This is a genomic window from Serratia proteamaculans, from assembly GCF_013337185.1.
Taxonomy (GTDB): domain Bacteria; phylum Pseudomonadota; class Gammaproteobacteria; order Enterobacterales; family Enterobacteriaceae; genus Serratia; species Serratia proteamaculans_D.
In genome coordinates, this window is record NZ_SWDE01000001.1 from 388,250 (window position 1) to 408,651 (window position 20,402).

General features: G+C 53.7%; 14 protein-coding genes. 10 read left to right on the plus strand and 4 right to left on the minus strand.

What is annotated here, in order from left to right; genetic code table 11:
• Window positions 1-31: 31 nt before the first annotated feature.
• A complete protein-coding gene (locus FCL49_RS01900) occupies window positions 32-1,759 on the minus strand; it encodes an ABC-F family ATP-binding cassette domain-containing protein (RefSeq protein WP_174352178.1) in 1,728 nt (575 codons plus the stop codon).
• A gap of 479 nt (window positions 1,760-2,238) precedes the next feature.
• On the opposite strand from FCL49_RS01900, the gene FCL49_RS01905 reads away from it, so the two are divergent.
• The gene (locus tag FCL49_RS01905) at window positions 2,239-4,665 is read left to right on the plus strand and encodes a DUF3772 domain-containing protein (RefSeq protein ID WP_174352179.1); all 2,427 of its coding nucleotides are present in this window, start codon (window positions 2,239-2,241) and stop codon (window positions 4,663-4,665) included.
• Between the two features lie 120 nt (window positions 4,666-4,785).
• Here FCL49_RS01905 and FCL49_RS01910 read toward each other — a convergent pair whose 3' ends face one another.
• On the minus strand, window positions 4,786-4,959 hold the full coding sequence (locus FCL49_RS01910; RefSeq protein WP_017892925.1) for a hypothetical protein: 174 nt from the start codon (window positions 4,957-4,959) through the stop codon (window positions 4,786-4,788).
• Window positions 4,960-5,049: 90 nt separating this feature from the next.
• Window positions 5,050-5,982 (minus strand): LysR family transcriptional regulator, encoded by a 933-nt coding sequence (locus FCL49_RS01915; RefSeq protein WP_174352180.1) that lies wholly within the window; start codon window positions 5,980-5,982, stop codon window positions 5,050-5,052.
• A 123-nt stretch (window positions 5,983-6,105) separates the two neighbouring features.
• Between FCL49_RS01915 and FCL49_RS01920 the strand changes: the two genes are divergently transcribed.
• The 8 genes from FCL49_RS01920 to FCL49_RS01955 all read left to right on the plus strand — a co-directional run bounded on the left by FCL49_RS01920 (window position 6,106) and on the right by FCL49_RS01955 (window position 16,446).
• Entirely contained in the window at window positions 6,106-7,371 is a 1,266-nt protein-coding gene (locus tag FCL49_RS01920) for an ABC transporter substrate-binding protein (protein ID WP_174352181.1), read from the plus strand.
• Between the two features lie 40 nt (window positions 7,372-7,411).
• The gene (locus FCL49_RS01925; protein WP_174352182.1) at window positions 7,412-8,404 is read left to right on the plus strand and encodes a carbohydrate ABC transporter permease; all 993 of its coding nucleotides are present in this window, start codon (window positions 7,412-7,414) and stop codon (window positions 8,402-8,404) included.
• Complete coding sequence (locus FCL49_RS01930) at window positions 8,401-9,246, plus strand: carbohydrate ABC transporter permease (RefSeq protein ID WP_174352183.1); 846 nt, start codon at window positions 8,401-8,403, stop codon at window positions 9,244-9,246. The genes FCL49_RS01925 and FCL49_RS01930 overlap by 4 nt, the downstream gene beginning before the upstream one ends.
• A gap of 31 nt (window positions 9,247-9,277) precedes the next feature.
• Window positions 9,278-10,639 (plus strand): alpha-glucosidase, encoded by a 1,362-nt coding sequence (locus tag FCL49_RS01935; protein ID WP_174352184.1) that lies wholly within the window; start codon window positions 9,278-9,280, stop codon window positions 10,637-10,639.
• 65 nt (window positions 10,640-10,704) lie between these two features.
• The gene (locus FCL49_RS01940; protein WP_174352185.1) at window positions 10,705-11,820 is read left to right on the plus strand and encodes an ABC transporter ATP-binding protein; all 1,116 of its coding nucleotides are present in this window, start codon (window positions 10,705-10,707) and stop codon (window positions 11,818-11,820) included.
• Between the two features lie 20 nt (window positions 11,821-11,840).
• Window positions 11,841-13,511, plus strand: coding sequence for an alpha-glucosidase (locus tag FCL49_RS01945; protein ID WP_174352186.1), 1,671 nt, complete (start codon window positions 11,841-11,843; stop codon window positions 13,509-13,511).
• A gap of 700 nt (window positions 13,512-14,211) precedes the next feature.
• Window positions 14,212-15,489 carry a lysine N(6)-hydroxylase/L-ornithine N(5)-oxygenase family protein gene (locus FCL49_RS01950; protein ID WP_174352187.1) on the plus strand — a complete coding sequence of 426 codons (1,278 nt, stop codon included), beginning with the start codon at window positions 14,212-14,214 and terminating at the stop codon, window positions 15,487-15,489.
• A 78-nt stretch (window positions 15,490-15,567) separates the two neighbouring features.
• On the plus strand, window positions 15,568-16,446 hold the full coding sequence (locus tag FCL49_RS01955) for an ATP-grasp fold amidoligase family protein (RefSeq protein ID WP_174352188.1): 879 nt from the start codon (window positions 15,568-15,570) through the stop codon (window positions 16,444-16,446).
• 47 nt (window positions 16,447-16,493) lie between these two features.
• On the opposite strand, the gene FCL49_RS01960 is transcribed toward FCL49_RS01955, so the two are convergent.
• Window positions 16,494-18,626 (minus strand): TonB-dependent siderophore receptor, encoded by a 2,133-nt coding sequence (locus FCL49_RS01960; RefSeq protein ID WP_174352189.1) that lies wholly within the window; start codon window positions 18,624-18,626, stop codon window positions 16,494-16,496.
• Between the two features lie 298 nt (window positions 18,627-18,924).
• On the opposite strand from FCL49_RS01960, the gene FCL49_RS01965 reads away from it, so the two are divergent.
• Complete coding sequence (locus tag FCL49_RS01965) at window positions 18,925-20,367, plus strand: sensor domain-containing diguanylate cyclase (protein ID WP_174352190.1); 1,443 nt, start codon at window positions 18,925-18,927, stop codon at window positions 20,365-20,367.
• Window positions 20,368-20,402 lie beyond the last annotated feature (35 nt).

Below are 20,402 nucleotides of genomic sequence, written 5' to 3' on the forward strand. Positions count from 1 at the left end.
GAAGAGGCCGCCCGCAGGCGGCCTGTAAAGGTTAGTCCAGATTCAGTCGTGCTGTAAGGATGGAAATCTCACTGCGCCATTGTTGCTGCAACTGCGTTTTTTGATGTTTTGGCTTGCGCGCCAAATCCTCCTGCAGTTTGCCTTCCAGTTCAAACAGCGCGGCCAACAGCCGTTCTTCGTCATCGTGCTGTAACTGATGATTGACGGCATCTCGGTTCGGTGTCGCCATAGTGACCGCGTCACGTTCTTCTGCCAGCCGGGTGTAAACGGGCTCCAGATCCTGCGACTCTTCCAGCCGCTGATGGTCAATCAACCAGAAACGATTGCAGCTATTTTCGATCAGCATTCGGTCATGAGTGACCAAGATGACTGCGCCGTCAAACTGGCGCAAAGTCTCCGCCAACTCCTCCTTGCCTTCCATATCCAGATGGTTGGTGGGTTCATCGAGCAACAACAGCGAATGGTTAGCCAGCGTCAGGCCGACAAACAGCAGGCGTGAACGCTCGCCACCGCTCAGGGTACTGATGCGTTGTTGATGACGCAGATAGGGGAAACCGGCACCAATCAACGCCATCTTGCGCTGATCTTCGGTCAACGCCGCGAAGTGGGTTAATGCTTCACTCAGCGTGTCATCATCGTGCAGTTGCTGCAGACTTTGATCGTAATACCCGATGCGTACCCGCGGGTGGAACACCGTTCCCCGCAGGGTCGCGTCCTGATATTCCCGCCACAGATGATGCAGCAGAGAAGATTTCCCACAACCGTTGCGTCCGACGATGGCGATTCGGTCACCGCTTTTGACCCGCAATGGGTCGAGGCGGAACAGCACCGGCGCGTCGATTGCCGGGCGAACTTCCATGGGTGGCAGGGCCAGCAGGCGATCGGCATCCAGCGCCTCTCCCTTCAGCCTGAGTCGCCATTGGCTGCCCGCGCTCAGCGTGGTTTGCTCCTCCTTCAGCCGGTCAACGCGCTTCTCCATTTGCTTGGCCTTGCGGGCCAGATCTTCGTTGTCGTAAACCTTGCCCCAAATGGCCAGCCGATGGGCGCTTTTCGCCACCCGGTCGATCTCTTTTTGCTCCGCCTGACGGCGATGGGCATCCGCCGCATCCTGTTCCTCCAGCGCCTTGCGCGCCGCAGTGCAGGGTAAGCGGAAGAATTGCAGGGTTTTGTCGCGCAAAATCCAGGTGCAGTTAGTGACCTGATCCAGCAGATAGCGATCGTGGGACACCAGCACAAAGCTGCCCGACCAGCTTTGCAGGAACCGCTCCAGCCACAGCAAAGTAGGAAGATCCAGATGGTTGCTGGGCTCATCCAGCAGTAGCAGGTCCGGTTGACGGATTAATGCTCGTGCCAGCAGCAGACGCGTGTGCTGGCCACCACTCAGGGTACCTGCGGTCAGCGTCCATGACGGTGGCGCAAAACCCAGGCTGGAGAGCAGAACCTCAGCCTGCCAACTTTCACTGATACGCTGATTTTCAGGCAGCCGAGCCAGTACCGCATCCAGCAGGGTACGGTCATGCAGGGCTTCAGGCAGGTGCTGTTCTACCCGTGCCATCAGACACTGGTGGGAAGGGGTGACGCTGCCGGTACCGGCAGGCAGATCGCCGCTGAGGATTTTAAGCAGGGTGCTTTTGCCACAGCCGTTATGGCCGATTAAACCGATGCGGTCACCTTTCTTCAGGCTGAAGGAAACCTCAACCAGCAGAGGGCCGAAATTGTTGTCGTACCCGACAGATTGTGCAGATAGTAATGTGGTCATTGCTTACTCAAGAGTTACAGGCATGCAGATGCCTATCGTCAAACATCGCTGACGACAACCCGGTAAGCCGGAGGGAAGGTACTTCAGATTTTAGTCAGCTTCGCTCAAGCCTGGGTTATCGCAGCACGATACCGGTAATGCTTGAGCAGCAGCGATTACTATAGAAGTGTGAGTAAAAAAACAATTCACACATCGGCATAGTAATCCTCCTTTTATTTCGTTGGTTAATGAGTGAGCTGAGTATAGGGGGCTTTGACCGGTTATGCCACTGTGAATCTTTCAGGTTATCAGTGCAGTAAGCGGCAAAGGTCATCAAAGCAGCGACCAAACGGATAATCGTGCTGAATGGGAGTAATACTGATATTTAAGCGCAGATTAAGCAGTTATCATAATCACAGTTTATGATTAGCCAAGCGGGACGGTAAATACCGGCCCGCTTGTTTCGTCTGTCTATCATGCCAACGCTGAGCACCGAATTTATGTTAAAGCCCCGTCAGATTATTCTTTTCCTGTTCCTGCTGTTTGGCTTGCAGTTAGCGCCGTTGGCCAGCGTCGCTGCACAAGATGATGCCCCGGTGGCAGAAAGTCCGCCGGATCCTGCGACTGCACTGAAGACTTATCAAAAGCAGTTGGACAGCATCAAGCAGCAGGTTTCCAAAGCCGATAACGATAACCAGCTTAGCAAACTGAAGCTGGCTACCGAGGATCTGGCCGCCGGGCTTGATAAACTGGCAACCGATCTGCAACCGGCACAGGAGAAACTGCAGGGGCAACTTGACGTATTAGGCCCGCAGCCGGCCGCCGGTTCGATGGCTGAAACCGCGGCCGTGGTGCAGCAGCGTAATACATTGAACAACAGTAAAAAACAACTGGACGATGCGGTGAAACGCGCACAGGCCATGCGGGCCGGTGCGATTGATCTGGGCCAACAAATCAGTGACTTGCGTCGCGTGGCGTTCAAAACCCAGTTGGCATTGAACACCGGTAGCGTACTCGGCAGCAAATTTTGGTCGCCGGTGGTGCAACCTGCCGCCAGTGACGTGCAGAGATTGGACGAGTTCAATACGGCCATGAAACAGGCCTGGGACACCAGTTGGCAGGAAGAGTGGCGCTACGGTACCCTCACTCTGTTGGTATTGGCGGTGATTATCTGGTCATGGGGCCGTTATTTTTCCGAGCGTTTTCTGGCCTGGGTGAGTATTCGTTTTCTGCCGGATGGGCGTTTACGCCGCAGCTTTATGGCGATAATGACCGTCACCGTTACGGTTATCACCACCAGTATTGCGCTGAATCTGCTGTACGTCACTTTTACCCGCGTGCAGCCGTTGCCGGGGATGTTGGAAGATTTTGCCGAAGGCTTTTATCGGTTGGGGATCTTCTGCGCACTGATCGCCGGTCTGGGCCGGGCGACGCTGTCTCTTAACCGTCCGTCATGGCGTCTGGGTACCATGGATGACGCGGTAGCCGCCGGTTTACGTTATTTCTCGCCGCTGCTGGCCGGGTTAGCCTTGGCATTTGGCTCGATTGAGCTGATCAACAACGTGGTGAGCGCCAGCCTGGCCACCACCATTTTCGGCAACGGCCTGGTTGCCGGATTAATCGGTATGGTGCTGTTGGCGATGCCGCTGCGTTCCCAGCGCATTCGTCGCCAACTGGAACAGCAGGGTGAGCACGTAGAGAAGCGTTCCACCCTCAGTGGCCTGTTGCACATGAGCACCCTGGTGTGTTCGGTGATAATCCTGTTTTCACTGCTGGTGGGGTATATCGCCTTTGCCCGCTTCCTGACCTATCAGGTGATCTGGATCGCCCTGGTACTGATGGCGTTTTATTTCCTGCTGATGTTCGCCACCGATCTGTGCGGTGCGATATTTTCTTCGCAGACCGCCAGCGGCAAGATGCTGAAAAAGTCGTTTAACTTTAAGGATCGTCATCTGGAGCAAATGGCGATAATCTTCACCGCCATTGCCAAGTGTTCTCTGTTGTTATTAATGATTGTTTCGCTGTTTAACGGCTCGTTCGGCACCACCACGCCCAACTCGTTGCTGGACAAGATCATTGCCATCCTCAGCGGTGAAGGCCTGCAACGACTGAATATTGTGCCGGGCAACCTGATTAACGCGGTTATTTGTCTGGCGATCGGTATCTATATTCTGCGGGTGACCCAGCGTTGGCTCAGCCAGGAACTGCTGCCGAAAACCATTTCAGACATTGGTATTCGTGCATCACTGGTCACGCTGTTCAGCAATGTGGGTTACGTGCTGCTGATCCTGATCACCCTGGCGGCGCTGGGTATCCAGTGGAACAATCTGGCGTGGATCGTCAGTGCGTTGTCGGTGGGTATCGGTTTTGGTCTGCAGGAAATCGTGAAGAACTTCATTTCCGGCCTGATCCTGCTGACCGAACGGCCGGTAAAAGTGGGCGATATGATCGGAATTGGCGGTGTGGAAGGGGATGTGCGCCGCATTAACGTACGTGCCACCGAGATCCAGCTCAGTGACCGTTCGACCATGATCGTACCCAACTCGCAGTTAATCTCGCAAAACGTGCGTAATGCCACCATGGGCAATGCGCAGGGCGTGGTGACCATCGCGCTGACCTTCCCGACGGATATTGACCCGGAGCAGGTGCGTAATATCTTGCTGAGTGCTTACCAGGAATATGAAGCCATTCAGGAAACGCCCGCGCCTTATGTTCGTTTTAGTCAGCTTGGCCCGGAAGGTATTATTCTTAGCGTAACCGGTTATGTAGCCAGCCCGCGCATGGTGGGTTCCACCAAAAGTGAATTGCTGTTCAATATCCTCAAGCTGCTGCGCGCGCAACGGGTCAATATGTCCAGTCCGCAAGAAGTGGTGTTTATGAAGCAACAGGCGAAAAATCTTACCAACGACGAAGAACAATCTTCGTAATAATCCCCTCTCCCAAGGGAGAGGGTTAGGGTGAGGGGGAACATGCATATGCCCTCACCCCGGCCCTCTCCCAAGGGAGAGGGGGCGTTCACGGAACGACACTGAGCCCATAAGGCAAACTCAGTGCATCGCCGGTACCACGGACTGCGAGCAATCGCTGTTGGCACTGGCGGAAGTGTTATTGCAGGTTTGTGGATCGTTATGTACGGGCGGTGGTGGTACATCCTGTGGGCCGCCTCTGCCCATACAGCCGGAAAGCATCAGCATCAACAGCACAGGGATCATTGTTTTCATCTCAGTTACCTCCGATCTGAATACTCCCTTAAGTATATGCCCTGAAAGGCAGTTGGGCCGCCCAATGATGCGTATTGAGCCGGATAGCCATTACAACAGAGGGCGGATCGGCTCCAGGTACTGCTGCATTAACTTTTGCATTTGCACCAGGTGTGGGGCATCCGCTTTTTCACGCATCAGGTAAATGCCGACGGTACAGCGTTGGCCTGGTTGCGTCAGTTGCAATGGCTCGATGCCGTAATCGGCAAAATAGCCTGCCATGCAGGCAGGATAGGCCAGCAGCACCGCGTCGGAATCGTTGATCATATCCACTGCCGACATCATCGAGTTGGTCGAACAGATCACCCGTTCCGCCAGGTGCAGGCGGTTACGCGCCAGCTTTTTCGGCTGCATATCCTCCACCATATGATGATAGCGGCTTTCATCCGGCGTCAGCTCGACACAGGGGTAGTCCAGTAATGCGTCCGGCGCGACCGGTTGACCCAGTAATGGGTGCCCGCGCCGTACGAACATGGTGTCGCTGGTGCCGAACAGCGGCAGAAAGCTGATGCCAGCCTTGGGGTTCAACCCCTGAATTTCATGACCGATAAACAAATCGATATCGCCGCCCAACAGTAAATCCATCAGGCGCAGATGGTTGCCCAGATCGATATGGATGTTCACCGAGGGGTGCAGCTTGCGGTAGGCGTTGAAACTGTCGCGCACAAACATATACCACCAGGCATGACCGGTGCCCATGCGTAAGCTCTGCTCCTGACGCGCCTTGATAAAGGCCAGTTTGATCAGCGTATTGTCATAAATTCGCTGCATCATCTGTGCCTGCTCCAGCAGCAGGTCACCGTATTCGGTGGTTTTCACTCCGGTTGAGGTACGTTCCAGCAGCTGCACCCCCAGATTTTCTTCCAGTTTCTTCATGTTGTGGGTCAGCGTTGGCTGGCTCAGGCAAAGCTTGTTTGCTGCATGACTCACATTTTTGAACATCGCCACTTCGATAAACTGCCGCAGAATTTTGTCCACGATCATATTTTCCACTGGTGGTATAGAAAGTTTCTATATCGTAGCGATGAAAAACGATTTCCGCCAATGACCCGCCTTCGATAGCTTGCTCCCATGCCGGTATTCCCAGCCGCCACCCCAGAGGATGCAATGAGAAGATTGATACCGAGTATGGTTGCTGCCGCACTGGCGGTGACAACGGGTCAGGCGCTGGCCGACACGCTGCGCATGCAGTGCGCTCCCAGCAAAGAGGGGCGCCAGTATTGCAATGAGATCAAGCAGCGCTTTGAGGCCCAGACTGGCCATAGCCTGGAGTTTATCGATCTGCCTCCCGCTTCTGATGAAAAGCTGTCGCTATTCCAGCAATTGTTTGCCGCCAAAGACGCCAGCGCCATCGATCTGTTCCAGGCCGATACCGTATGGATCGGCGTACTGAACAAGCACCTGCTGGATTTGACTGACAGCGTGAGCGACATCAAACCGGATTTTTTCCCTGCCGCCTGGCAAAACAACGTGGTGAACGGCCGGGTCAAAGCGGTACCGGCCTATCTGGACAGCGGCGCGCTCTACTACCGTAAGGATCTGCTGGAAAAATACGGCGAACAGCCGCCGGTGACCTGGGCCGATCTGACCCGCATCGCCACCCGCATTCAGCAGGGTGAACGTGCCGCCGGTCATAAAAACTTTTGGGGGCTGGTGTTCCAGGGAAAGTCCTATGAGGGGCTGACCTGCAACGCACTCGAATGGGTAGCTTCACAGAACGGCGGCAGTTTTATCGACGCTCAGGGCAATATCACCATCAACAACTCACAGGCGGCGCAGGCGCTGAATATGGCCGCCGGCTGGATCGGCAAAATTACGCCGAAGGGCACGCTTGGCTACATGGAGGAGGAGTCGCGGGCGGTTTTCCAGAACGGTGATGCCATGTTTATGCGCAACTGGCCATACGCCTACGTGCTGGCACAGGACAACAGCAGCGCGATCCGCGGCAAGGTGGGCGTGATGCCGCTGCCGAAAGGTGCCGATGGCCGTTCGGTCAGTGCATTGGGCGGTTGGCAGTGGGCGATCAACGGTTATACCAAAAACCCTCAGGCGGCGATCGCGCTGCTGAAAATCGTCAGCGATGCCGAATCGCAAAAAAGGGCGCTGGCGCTGATGGGCCAGGCGCCTTCCCGCACGGCGTTGTATGACGATCCGCAGGTCTTGGCGCAGGCGCCTTATCTGGCGGACTTCAAGGTCATTTTCGCCCAGGCGATGCCGCGCCCGGCAACCCAAACCAAAAGGCAGTATGCGCAGGTCTCCCGGGCTATCTACAACGCCACCTTTAACGTACTGCGCGGCGATAGTGACGGTGTCACTGCAGTCGCGGATCTACAGCAAAGACTGGAACGGATTAAAGCCAGAGGATGGCGTTGAAAGCAGGGCAATTATCCATTAACCGCCGGAGTCATGATGCATGAAACGCGATACTCACGCTTTATCCCTGACGGCCACGCCAGCGCCTGCCCAGGCGCGGCCGGTCAGGCGCAGCAAGCTTAATCACCAACAGCGCCGCAGCCGTATCGCCTGGTTGCTGGTGGCACCGGCCATGTTGTTGCTGGCGGCGGTGGCGGGTTGGCCGCTGCTGCGCACCCTGTTTTACAGCTTCACCGACGCCATGCTGGACGCGCCGGACGACTATCGCTTTGTCGGTTTCGCCAACTATCTGGACCTGACCGCGGGCGGCCATCATTACGGGGTGTTGGCGGATCCGCTGTGGTGGCTGGCGGTGGGCAACACCTTGCGTTTTAGCCTGCTATCCGTCTCGCTGGAACTGGTGTTTGGCATGCTGCTGGCATTGCTGATGAATCAGAAATTCCGTGGTCAGGGGCTGGTCCGCACCGCCATTTTAGTGCCCTGGGCCATTCCGACCATTGTTTCCGCCAAGATGTGGGGCTGGATGTTTCATGACCAATATGGGGTAGTCAACGACCTGCTGCTCAAAAGCGGCATCATCGCCACACCTTTGGCCTGGGTTGCGGAGCCGGGGTTGTCGATGTGGGCGGTGGTGATTGCCGACGTCTGGAAAACCACGCCGTTTATGGCCTTGATGCTACTGGCTGCGCTGCAACTGATCCCCGGCGATTTGTATGAGGCCGCACGGGTCGATGGTGCCAATGCCTGGCAGCGCTTCCGCCGCATCACCTTGCCGTTGATTATGCCGGCGATGATTGTCGCGCTGATTTTCCGGGTGATGGATGCGTTGCGGGTGTTTGATCTGATCTATGTGCTGACCTCCAATAGCGAGGCCACGGTGTCGGTATCCGGTTATGCCCGCGATCGCATGGTCAGCTATCAGGAAATGGGCTCTGGCTCGGCCGCTTCGGTGCTGGTGTTTATGATGGTGGCGGGTATTGCCGCCTGTTTCCTCACGCTGGGTCGCCTGAACGACAAGGAGAAACGCGCATGAAGCTGAGCCGCCAACAGCAAAAGTACGGCCACAAGGCGCTGATATTTGTCGCCGCCGCGTTGGCCAGCCTGATTTGCCTGTTTCCTTTCTATTACGCGCTGATCACCTCATTGCGTTCGGGGCAGGATTTGTTCCAGGTCGCCTATCTGCCTGGCAACCTGCACTGGGGAAATTACCTTACGGCGTTGATGGAAAACGGCATCGCCCGCAGCCTGCTCAATTCCATCGTTGTGGCGACGCTGACGGTAGGTATCTGCCTGCTGGTGTCAATTACCGCCGCATTCGCCCTGGCGCGTATCCGTTTTCGCGGCCGAAAGTATCTGCTGTTCACCATTCTTTGCGTGTCGATGTTCCCGCAGGTGGCGGTGCTGTCCGGCATGTTCGAACTGGTGCGCTTTATGGGGCTGTATGACTCTCTGGGTGCGCTGGTGCTGTCCTATACCACCTTCTCACTGCCGTTTACCGTCTGGGTGCTGACCACCTTTATGAAGGCGATCCCGGCGGAACTGGAAGAGGCGGCGATCGTCGACGGTGCCGGTACCTGGACTATCATCAGCCGTATTTTTGCGCCGATCATGGGCCCGTCGCTGGTGACTACCGGGCTGCTGGCATTTATCGGTGCCTGGAATGAATTCATGTTCGCGCTGACCTTTGTCATCTCCAGCGGCAAACGCACCGTGCCGGTAGCGATTGGCATGCTGCAGGGCGCCTCTCAGTTCGAACTTCCCTGGGGCACCATCATGGCGGCCTCGGTCATCGTCACACTGCCGATCATCGCACTGGTTCTGATATTCCAGCGCCGTATCGTCAGCGGATTAACCAACGGCGCAGTAAAAGGCTGATTTTCGATTAACCCTAAGCAGGAGCAAACCAATGGCTACAAAAATCGTTTTAGTGGGGGCGGGCAGCGCGCAATTCGGCTACGGCACGCTGGGGGATATCTTCCAGAGCAAGACATTGTACGGCAGCGAAATTGTGCTGCACGACATCAACCCGGCCGCGCTGGCGGTGACCGAGAAAACCGCCCGGGACTTTTTGGCGGCGGAAGATCTGCCGTTTACCCTCAGCGCCACCACCGATCGTAAAACCGCGCTGCGCGGGGCGGAGTTTGTGATTATCTCGATTGAAGTGGGTGACCGTTTTGCGCTGTGGGATCTGGACTGGCAAATCCCGCAGCAATACGGCATTGGGCAGGTCTATGGCGAAAACGGTGGCCCCGGTGGCCTGTTCCACTCGCTGCGTATCATTCCGCCGATCCTCGACATCTGCGCCGACGTCGCTGACATTTGCCCAGATGCGTGGATATTTAACTATTCCAACCCGATGAGCCGCATTTGCACCACGGTGCATCGGCGCTTCCCGCAGCTTAATTTTGTCGGCATGTGCCACGAAATTGCTTCGCTGGAGCGCTATCTGCCGGAGATGCTCGGCACTTCGTTTGAAAACCTCAACCTGCGGGCCGCCGGGCTTAACCACTTCAGCGTACTGCTGGAAGCCAGCTACAAAGACAGCGGTAAAGACGCTTATGCCGATGTGCGCGCCAAGGCACCGGATTATTTTTCCCGCCTGCCGGGCTACAGCGACATTCTGGCCTACACCCGTACCCACGGCAAACTGGTGCAGACCGAGGGCAGCACCGAGCGCGATGCGCTGGGCGGCAAAGACAGTGCCTACCCCTGGGCCGACCGCACGCTGTTTAAAGAGATCCTGGAAAAATTCCACCACTTGCCGATCACCGGCGACAGTCATTTTGGTGAGTATATCCGTTGGGCCAGTGAGGTCAGCGATCATCGCGGTATCCTCGATTTCTACACCTTCTATCGTAATTACCTCGGCCATGTGCAGCCGAAAATCGAATTGAAGCTGAAAGAACGCGTGGTGCCGATCATGGAAGGGATGCTGACCGATTCCGGCTATGAAGAGTCGGCGGTCAATATCCCTAATCTGGGGTTTATCAAACAATTGCCGGAGTTTATTGCGGTTGAAGTGCCGGCCATTATCGATCGTAAAGGTGTGCATGGCATCAAGGTCAATATGCCGGCCGGCATCGGTGGGTTGCTCAGCAATCAGATTGCCATTCACGATCTGACCGCTGACGCGGTCATTGAAGGCTCGCGTGACCTGGTGATCCAGGCGCTGTTGGTGGATTCGGTCAACGACAAATGCCGCGCGATCCCTGAACTGGTGGACGTGATGATTTCGCGCCAGGGGCCGTGGCTCGATTACCTTAAATAAGCCGGATGGCGGGACGCTTGTCGGCGTCCCGCTCAATGCCAATGGGGTGTGAGAACGGGAGGAATATGGCGCAATTAACGTTGGAAAAACTGCAAAAACGATACGGCGCAAACGCCGAGGTGATCAAATCGCTGGATCTGCAGATCAATAGCGGGGAGTTCGTGGTGATCGTCGGGCCTTCCGGCTGCGGCAAATCCACCCTGTTGCGGATGATCGCCGGGCTGGAGGAGATCAGCAGCGGTGGCATGTATATCGATGGCAACTATGTCAACGACGATACACCCGCCGAACGCGGTATTGGCATGGTGTTCCAGTCTTACGCACTTTATCCGCACATGAGCGTGTACAAAAATATGGCGTTTGCACTGGAGTTGGCGGGGCATTCGGCGGCGGAAATCGACAATCGGGTGCGTGAGAGTGCGCGTATCTTGCAGCTTGAGCCACTGCTGGAGCGGCGGCCGAAGGATCTTTCCGGTGGGCAGCGGCAACGGGTGGCGATTGGCCGCGCCATCGTGCGTGAACCCAAGCTGTTTTTATTCGATGAGCCGCTGTCCAACCTCGACGCATCGCTGCGGGTACAAATGCGTATGGAGGTGGCATCGCTGCATAAGCGGTTGGGATCGACCATTATCTATGTCACCCACGATCAGGTAGAAGCCATGACGCTGGCCGATCGCATTGTGGTGCTCAATCAGGGGCATGTTGAACAGGTGGGGACGCCGCTGGAACTGTACGACCAACCGGCCAATGAATTTGTCGCGCAGTTTATCGGCTCGCCAAAAATGAATCTGATCCCGGCAATTTTACGGCGTGCCGGTGAACACCAAAGCGTGGTGGAACTGGACAACGGCAAGGCGCTGGTGCTGCCGATCTCTACGCCAGCCGGAATGGAAGGCCAGAGCGTTAACGTCGGCATTCGGCCGGAACATATTCGCGGCGGTGAACTGGCCCAGTGCGAATTTCAGGGGGAGGTGATGTTCGTTGAGCACATGGGTAATGAAACCTATCTCTATCTGAACAATGGCAACGCTTGCGAGCCTTGGGTGCTGCGTAATCCCGAGCGTTCGACCATCCAGGCCGGTGATACGGTGGGTGTGCGTCTGCCGGTGGAATGCTGCTATTTGTTTGATTCTCAGGGCCAGGCATTCCAGCGCATTTTAGCGTCGCCACAGGCACATTAATCGATAAAAGGAAAAGTGATATGAGCGGTGGGCAAACAGTGCGCTGGTGGAAACAGGCGGTGGTTTATCAGATCTATCCGCGCAGCTTTATGGACTCTAATGGCGATGGCATTGGCGATCTGAATGGCATTACCGGCAAGCTGGATTATTTGCAATGGCTGGGCATTGACGTGATTTGGATCTGCCCGATGTATCGCTCGCCGAACGACGACAATGGCTACGATATCAGTGATTATCAGGCCATTATGACGGAGTTCGGTACCATGGCGGACTTTGATCGTTTGTTGGCTGAAGTGCATGCCCGCGGCATGCGTTTGATACTGGATTTGGTGGTCAATCACACTTCGGATGAACATCCGTGGTTTATTGAATCCCGGTCATCGCAATCGAGTGCCAAACGTGACTGGTATATCTGGCGAGACGGCAAAAACGGCGCGGAACCCAACAACTGGGAGAGCATCTTCAACGGTTCCGCCTGGAAATATGACCCCGGCAGCGAACAATACTTTCTGCACCTGTTCTCGGAGCGTCAGCCGGATCTGAACTGGGAGAATCCGCAGGTGCGTGCGGCGCTGTATGACATGATGCGCTGGTGGCTGGACAAGGGCATTGACGGCTTCCGCATCGATGCCATCTGCCATATGAAAAAACAGCCGGGGCTGACCGATATGCCCAACCCACAGGGATTGCGTTACGTGCCATCGTTCGAACGGCATCTTAACTACGACGGCCTGCTGGACTATGTCGATGACCTGTGCGAGCAGGTATTTAACCGCTACGACATCATGACGGTGGGCGAAATGAACGGCGCTTCGGCGCAGCAGGGCGAGGACTGGGTGGGGGAACAGCACGGCCGGCTGAATATGATTTTCCAGTTTGAACACGTCAAACTGTGGGAAACCAGCCATCAGCGGTCACCGGACGCTGGGCTCGATGTGATCGGGCTGAAGGATATTTTTACCCGCTGGCAGACCTTGCTGGAAGATAAAGGCTGGAACGCGTTATACGTGGAAAATCACGATATTCCGCGCGTGGTCTCTAAATGGGGTGACGATAAGCAGTATTGGCGTGAAAGCGCCACCGCCATTGCCGCCATGTATTTTCTGATGCAGGGAACCCCGTTTATCTATCAGGGCCAGGAACTGGGGATGACCAATACCCGCTTCAAGAGTCTGGCCGACTTTAACGACATTGCAGCCAGAAACCGCTTTGCCAAACTGCAGGAGCAGGGCATGGATGAAGCGAAAATCCTGGCATTCCTCGGTCGTAGTGGGCGCGATAATTCACGTACCCCAATGCAGTGGGACGACGGGCCTCACGCTGGTTTTAGCACGGTGACGCCGTGGTTCGCGTTGAATGCCAACTTTGAGCAGATTAACGTGGCGCGTCAGCGTAACGAACCGGATTCGGTGCTGAATTTTTACCGGGCCTTGATTCGTCTTCGCAAGCAGGATCCGATATGGGTCTATGGCCGTTACCAATTACAACTGGCGGCGCATCCCCATATTTACGCCTACAGCCGTAGCATGGATGAACGGCAAGGCTGGGTATTATGCAACCTGAGTGGTGAATCACAACAAATTGACTATCAACTCTTGCCGTTGGGAGAAAAATCATTGTTGTTGAGTAATTATTCCCAGCAGGGTGAACGGCAAATGCTTCGCCCTTATGAGGCACGAATCTATCAGTAGGGGAAATATTGCAATAAATTGAGCTAGCCATAAATTAACTTCTACGGGAAAGTTATTCTAAATCGCCAACTTTCCCAGTTAATGACTTCCCAGAGGAATTGAAAAATACTGTTTGACCCACTTTAAGCCGTAGGGAATGGCTTAAATGATCAAAAACCATACAGACTTTTGTTTGATTCCTCCCCTTACCGCCGCGTTTTCTCTCAGTTTGCTGATATTTAATGTGTTTTATCTTATTTGTTTCTGAGGTAAGGGCATTTCACGGGCTGTGCCCCGACCCTAACATCGCCTAAACCAAGGTGAAATTTTATGATTTTTTACGATTTCACTTTTAATTTCACATTAACAACCCGTGTATTGGCCCTAATGTTATTTTTTTTCACATGCCAGCGTGCAACTTTAGCGCTACTCTGACCAGGCTGTGTCTAATTAAGGAAGATGCCATGTGGAATATGCAAACTAACATAGGGATATGTTATGAATTCCTCTGTTGCCCCATTGAGTTTCATTTCCTTGAGATTCTTTCCCAAAGCACGCCTTTTTCATGACTCTGCGATAATACTAATGGCTTAAGGATTAATGGGTCTTTAATTATCAGGATGACAATAATAATATCACGTCGTGATTATTATTTAATTATTCTTTTTCCCGACCAGATAAATCTCTCTGCCAGCCTATTTATTCACTCAGGAGTACACTAATGAACCCGTGTTTGGACTTTATCGGTATTGGCATCGGTCCGTCCAACCTCAGTATTGCTGCGCTTGGCAGCGAAATCGAAGGTTTTAATTGCAAATTCCTCGAGCGCAAACCGCAGTTTTCCTGGCATCCAGGTATGATCCTGGCGGAATGCAGTATGCAGACCAGCTTTTTGAAGGATTTGGTGACAGCCGTCTCGCCAACCAACCCTTATAGTTTCCTTAACTATCTGGTGAAAAGGAAAAAATTCTATCGTTTCCTGACAACGGAACAACGCGCGGTGTCTCGTGAAGAGTTTGCCGATTACCTCAACTGGGCTGCCACGGGGCTGGATTCGCTGGTTTTCAACCAGGACGTTCAGCGCGTGGAGTTTGATAACCAACGGCGGCAGTATGTTGTTACCACCCAGAATGAGGTGTTTTACGCTAAACACGTCTGCGTGGGCATTGGCAAGAAAGTCAAACTGCCGGACTGCGTGACCGAACAAAATGATCGGTGTTTTCACGCCAGCGAAATGATGTTTCGCCAGCCAAACCTTGGCGGAAAACGCGTGGCGATTGTGGGCGGCGGTCAAAGTGGTGCCGATCTGTTCCTTAACATTTTTCAGGGCGAGTGGGGCCAACCGGAGCAACTGAGTTGGATCTCCCGACGTAACAACTACAACGCTCTTGATGAAGCGGCATTTGCCAACGAGTATTTTACGCCCGATTATGTCGACGACTTCTATACGTTCAGCAATACGGCCAAACAGCAGATGCTGCGCGAACAAAAAATGACCTCCGATGGCATCACCAGCGAGTCTCTTTTGGCTATTTATCGCGCCATGTATCACCGCTTCGATGTTCTGCAAGAGAAACGCTGGGTACGCCTGTTACCCAGCCGCTCCGTGACGGCTCTTAATAGCCAGGATAATTTTTATCGGTTGGAGACGCAGCACCATCTTGATCAGGGGCGCGAGACCCTGGATGCCGATGTGGTTATCTTTGCTACCGGCTATGAACAGGCTCAACCGACTTTTCTTGCCTCCCTGGCGGACCGGGTGTTAACCGACGCCGATGGGCAATATCGTATTGCCGCTGATTTTACCCTTGAGCGCGAGGCGGGGCATGAGAATGCTCTGTTTGCCGTCAATGCCAGCATGCACCACCACGGTATTGCCGATCCTCAGCTCAGTCTGGTGGCCTGGCGATCGGCCCGCATCCTCAATCGGGTACTGGGCGAGAATAAATTTGATCTGAGTACCGCCCCGGCGATGATTCAATGGCGCAGTGAGCAATAACAGCCAATAGCAATAAACCTCCTTTGGTTCCTTGCAGGAGCCGTTTTAATACTTTGTTCAAGTTATGAGACAGGTTGTATGAAAAAGAATATTAATAAATTTATCATGAACCAATTGGCTACATTCACACCGACTTTTAAAACAAAATTAATATATAAAAAAGCGTTCGGGAAAAGATTAAATCTTAACCCGCCAGTGACCTGGAACGAAAAAATAAACTATCTGAAACTTAACGGATACAGCAACAATACGCTGGTTACGCAATGTGCCGATAAATACGCAGTCAGAGAGTATTTGAAAGCGAAAGGCTGCGAAGAAATTCTCAATGAGCTTTACTTCGTTTGCGATTCAGTCGATGAGATCCCTTGGGGGTCTTTGCCCGATAAGTTTGTGATTAAGGGCAATCATGGTTCAGGTTACAACCTGATTTGCCAGGACAAGAAATCACTGGACGTTACCAAAGCCGCTAAAACCATTGATAACTGGATGAAAGAGGACTACTGGAAGGTCTATGCAGAGCTGAACTATAAGCAAATCAATAAAAAGATAATAGGTGAGAAATTTATAGAGTCAGCCAGTGGCCATGGCCCTGATGATTATAAAATATACTGTTTCCATGGCGTACCTTACTGCACGCTACTTTGTGTTGGCAGAGAAACCGGCACGCCGAAATATTACTTCTTTGATAAAGACTTCAAGTTTCTTTGCTACAGCCAGGATTGTTTGGCTCTTAGCCAGCAGGAGATAGATGCTTTCGTTAAACCCGAGGGCTATGACGATCTCTTCGAGTACGCCAGAAAATTATCTGCACCCTTTGAGTTTGTCCGTGTCGATTTCTATATTGCCAACGGCAAACCCATTTTCGGCGAGCTAACCTTTACCCCTTCCGCAGGCATTGATACGGACATGCTCGAATCAACCGATATTTTGCTCGGGAAGATGCTAAAGCTGAAATAACAGTAAATAATCCCCGGGTAGGGTGCAGTGGTACCCGGGGCTTTCAATCAAAAATCTACCGTAGCCTGCAGGCTTAGGCTACGCGGTTCTCCCTCAATCACCCGCAGGTTGCCTGCGCTGGACGCATAGTACTCGCGGTTGAACAGGTTTTTGACGTTCAGTTTAATTTGAGTGTGTTTGCCGACCAGCTTGCTGTCCCAGGCGATAAACGCATCTGCCACGGTGTAAGCCGGCATGGTAAAGCTGTTTTCCGGATCGCCGGCACGGCGACCAACATAACGACCCCCACCGCCAAGACGTACATCACCAGGAACTATCGGCAGCGTTATACGATGACTCAGGTACAGGCTGCCCATGTTGGTAGGGGCGTTTACCAGCCGGTTGCCGACGTTATCCGGGTTGAGGTTGTCTTCCACAATTTCGGTTTTGTCGTAGCTGTAATTGGCGGTCAGATCCCAGTTGCGGGCGACTTCGCCGTTCAGCTCCAGTTCAACACCGGTCGATCTTGCCTTGGGAATACTGCGAGTCACACCGTTGATAAAGATCGACATATTGTTTTCATCAATGCGATACAGCGCCAATGTGGCATCCAACGCCGGATTTACCTGCCATTTGCCACCCACTTCATAGGTGGTGCCGGTTTCTGGTGTGGCGACGTTGCCATTGTCATCCACCGCCGTTGATGGGGTGAAGGATCGGCTGTAGTTGGCATATAAAGAAACGGCCGGCGTCAGTTTATACACCACACCCGCCTGCGGCAGGAATTTGTTATCTTTGTCGTTCAGCGTGTTTTGTGGGTTCTGGAAGCCGTTACTGTTGTTCTGATAGTAAGACTGGTAGCGAGCGCCCAACACCGCTATCCACTGGTCAGTCAAATGAATGCTGTCTTTGACATAGGCCGAGCGGCTGTACAAGGTAGTACGCAAATTACTCAGGGCATCATTGTAGGTGCTGCTGTTGGTTACCGGGGTTTCGCCATACACCGGGTCATACATATTGAAGGTTTGTGAGACCTTGCCGCGATAGGAATAGGCCTTATAGGTTTCATTTTTCTCATAGTCGACGCCAATCAACAGGTCATGTTGCATGCCCAGTGCAACCGGTGAACCATTCAGATCCCAGGAGTAATAGTTGGTCTGATGGTTGAAGCCGCGGTTGGCGTCCGCACGGCGTGAAACGATGCCGGTGGTAGTGTTGACTGCGGTGGCACGCACTTCATTACTGTCGTAGCGGCGTTGCATCCAGGCATAGCTAAAGCGGGTGGTCCAGGTGCTGTCCAGCGCATACTCATAGTGCGTGTTCAGACGTTTGTTCTTGCCCCAGGCGTGGTTGGCGTAGTCATCCAGCCTGCGGTTATAGGGGATATCGACCGGTTTGCCATTGATAAAGGCGGTACCCCGGTCATAAGGGATATCGTACTTGTATTCGCTGTAGGAGATGTTAAAGGCAGCCTTGTCGCCAAACCAACTGAGCGAGGGGGCGATCAGCGTATGTTCGTCGGTGCCGAAATTGCGCCAGTAATCCTGGTGTTGGCGTTCGGCAATAAAGCGGAAAGCAAAGCCGTTCCCCAATGGCCCGGTGACATCAACGGAACCACTGCCGCCACCAAAGCTGTTGGTGGCACCGCTGATACGGGTATTCCAGTCGTACTGTGGCTTTTTGCCGATCAGATTGATGATGCCGCCGGGGCTGAGAATGCCATACAGCAGTGAAGCCGAGCCTTTGAGAACCTCCACACGATCGGTGGTGGCATCCATGCTCAATCCCTGATTGCTGCGGATGCCATCGATAAATACCGAACCATCCGAGTTGACGCCAAAGCCGCGTTTGACGAAGCCATCTTCGGTGCCGCCAAGGGTATTACCCTGAGTCACGCCGCTGACGAATTTCATGGCGTCGTTGACGCTTTTGACTTGAAAGTCGTTGATCACCTCGGGGGTGACCACACTAACGGACTGGGGCACCTCGTTGAGCGGGGTGTTGGTTTTGCTGCCGGTTGAAGCGGTATCTGTGCTGTAACCCTCGGCAGGTAAGGCGTTGGCGGTCACGGTGAGTGAATCCTCCTCGGCCAGCGCGGCGGTGGTTGTCAGCGCCGGCAAGACGCTAACGAGGAAGGGAAGCGAACGAAGAGCCTGATGTTTTTTTGTTTTTTTCAGACGATGATTTTCTACCTGGCACATAGTATTCCATATCAAATTAATAAATAATAACGATTATCATTTTTATTATAATTCGCATATGTACAATTTGGATAGTGAATGTTTCTCGGGTTTGTGGCGGTTGCTGTCTGAGCCACAGATTGAAACATAATAGTATTTTTATATTTTCAATTAACGGATGTCAGGTCCCCAAAAAGTAGCAATAATGTCAGTTGGGCTGTTCACAAAGCAGGCATTGCCAGGCAGGCTGAGCAGGCTAATGGCCGCCATCATGCAGGTCGAATTTTATCCGTATTCTTCGCAAGCTTCTGGAAGCAAGATGCACACCACTGAGTTACCTGGCGCCACAAGATTACGCCACGCGCTAATCGTCTTTATGCTGGTGTTCTGCACCTGCATCTTTGGTATCGAAAGCCGTCCCATTGGTCTGTTAGCGCTATTTTGGCCAACCAATGCGGTACTGTTGGCGGTGCTGGTACGCTACCCGGCCATGGCCAGCCCTGTTGGCTGGTTGATGGCGATGTCAGGCTATTTGGCGGCGGATCTGATCACCGGCAGTCCATTGGGCAAAGCCATCTTGCTCAATGGGGCCAATATTACCGGCGTGGCGGTCGGGTTTTATCTGTTTATGCGTTTATCGCCGCAGGTCAGGACCCTGGAACGCACCTCGTCCAGCATTTATCTGTTCGCCATCTGCCTGGCGAGCGCGACGGCCACGGGGTTGGTCGGTGCCGGGGCTTCGGTGCTGCTGTTTGGCCGCCAGTATCTGCCTTCATTGGCGTTGTGGCTCTCTTCGGAATTTACCAATTACATCACGCTGATGCCGTTTATCCTGGCTTTTCCGCTGAACTGGCAAGCTTATCTGCGCAGCATTTTCCAGGCCGTGACCCTACGCAGCCAGTGGTCTAATACCGTCAGAAAAATAGCGGTGTTACTCCTGCTGCTGTTGGCTTGCTTCGGTAGCATCCTGATTGGTGGCCCCGGAGCGGTGATTTTCCCGATGCCGATCCTGCTTTGGCTGGCGATGTCATTCTCGCTGTTCAGCACGATGATCGCAGTGTTGGTTTATGTGTTGTGGTGCCATCTGGCGATTGATCTGGGCCTGATTACCACTAACCTAGATATGAAAATGCTGCAAAATACCGTGTCGATGAGACTCGGCGTAGCGTTACTGGCATTGGGGCCGATTGCCGTTGCCAGCATGAATTTTGCCCGCAATGCACTGCTGCAAAGGCTTGAGCACGTGGCGAATCATGACGCGCTGACTCACGTATTGACCCGCAGTGCTTTTATGCAGCGCGGAACGCGGCTGGTCAGCCAAAAAGGGGAGCAGGTCTGCATTATGATGCTGGATATCGATTATTTTAAATCGATCAATGACCGCTTTGGTCACGCCGGAGGCGATGTGGCGCTGCTGTCCTTTACCCGCGCCATTACTGGCGATCTGCGCGATATCGATTTGTTTGGCCGCATGGGGGGGGAAGAATTTGCCATCGTCGCCCCCATTGCCCAACAGCAGGATGCGCTGTCATTGGCTGAACGTCTGCGCCGCCGGGTTGAACTGGAATCCATCACCATGCCTGCCGGCGCTTCTTTGCAGATCACCGTCAGCATCGGCATGGTCACCTGCATTGGCGGTGCCGGGCAGGATCTCGATAACCTGCTAAAAATCGCCGATCTGGCGGTCTATAAAGCCAAAAACAGCGGCCGCAACCGAGTCGCCACGCCTGAACTCCTGCCGCAACATTCCCTCGAGATCTAAAACCCGGCCGCCCTCGTTAATGGTTGACCCCGCTA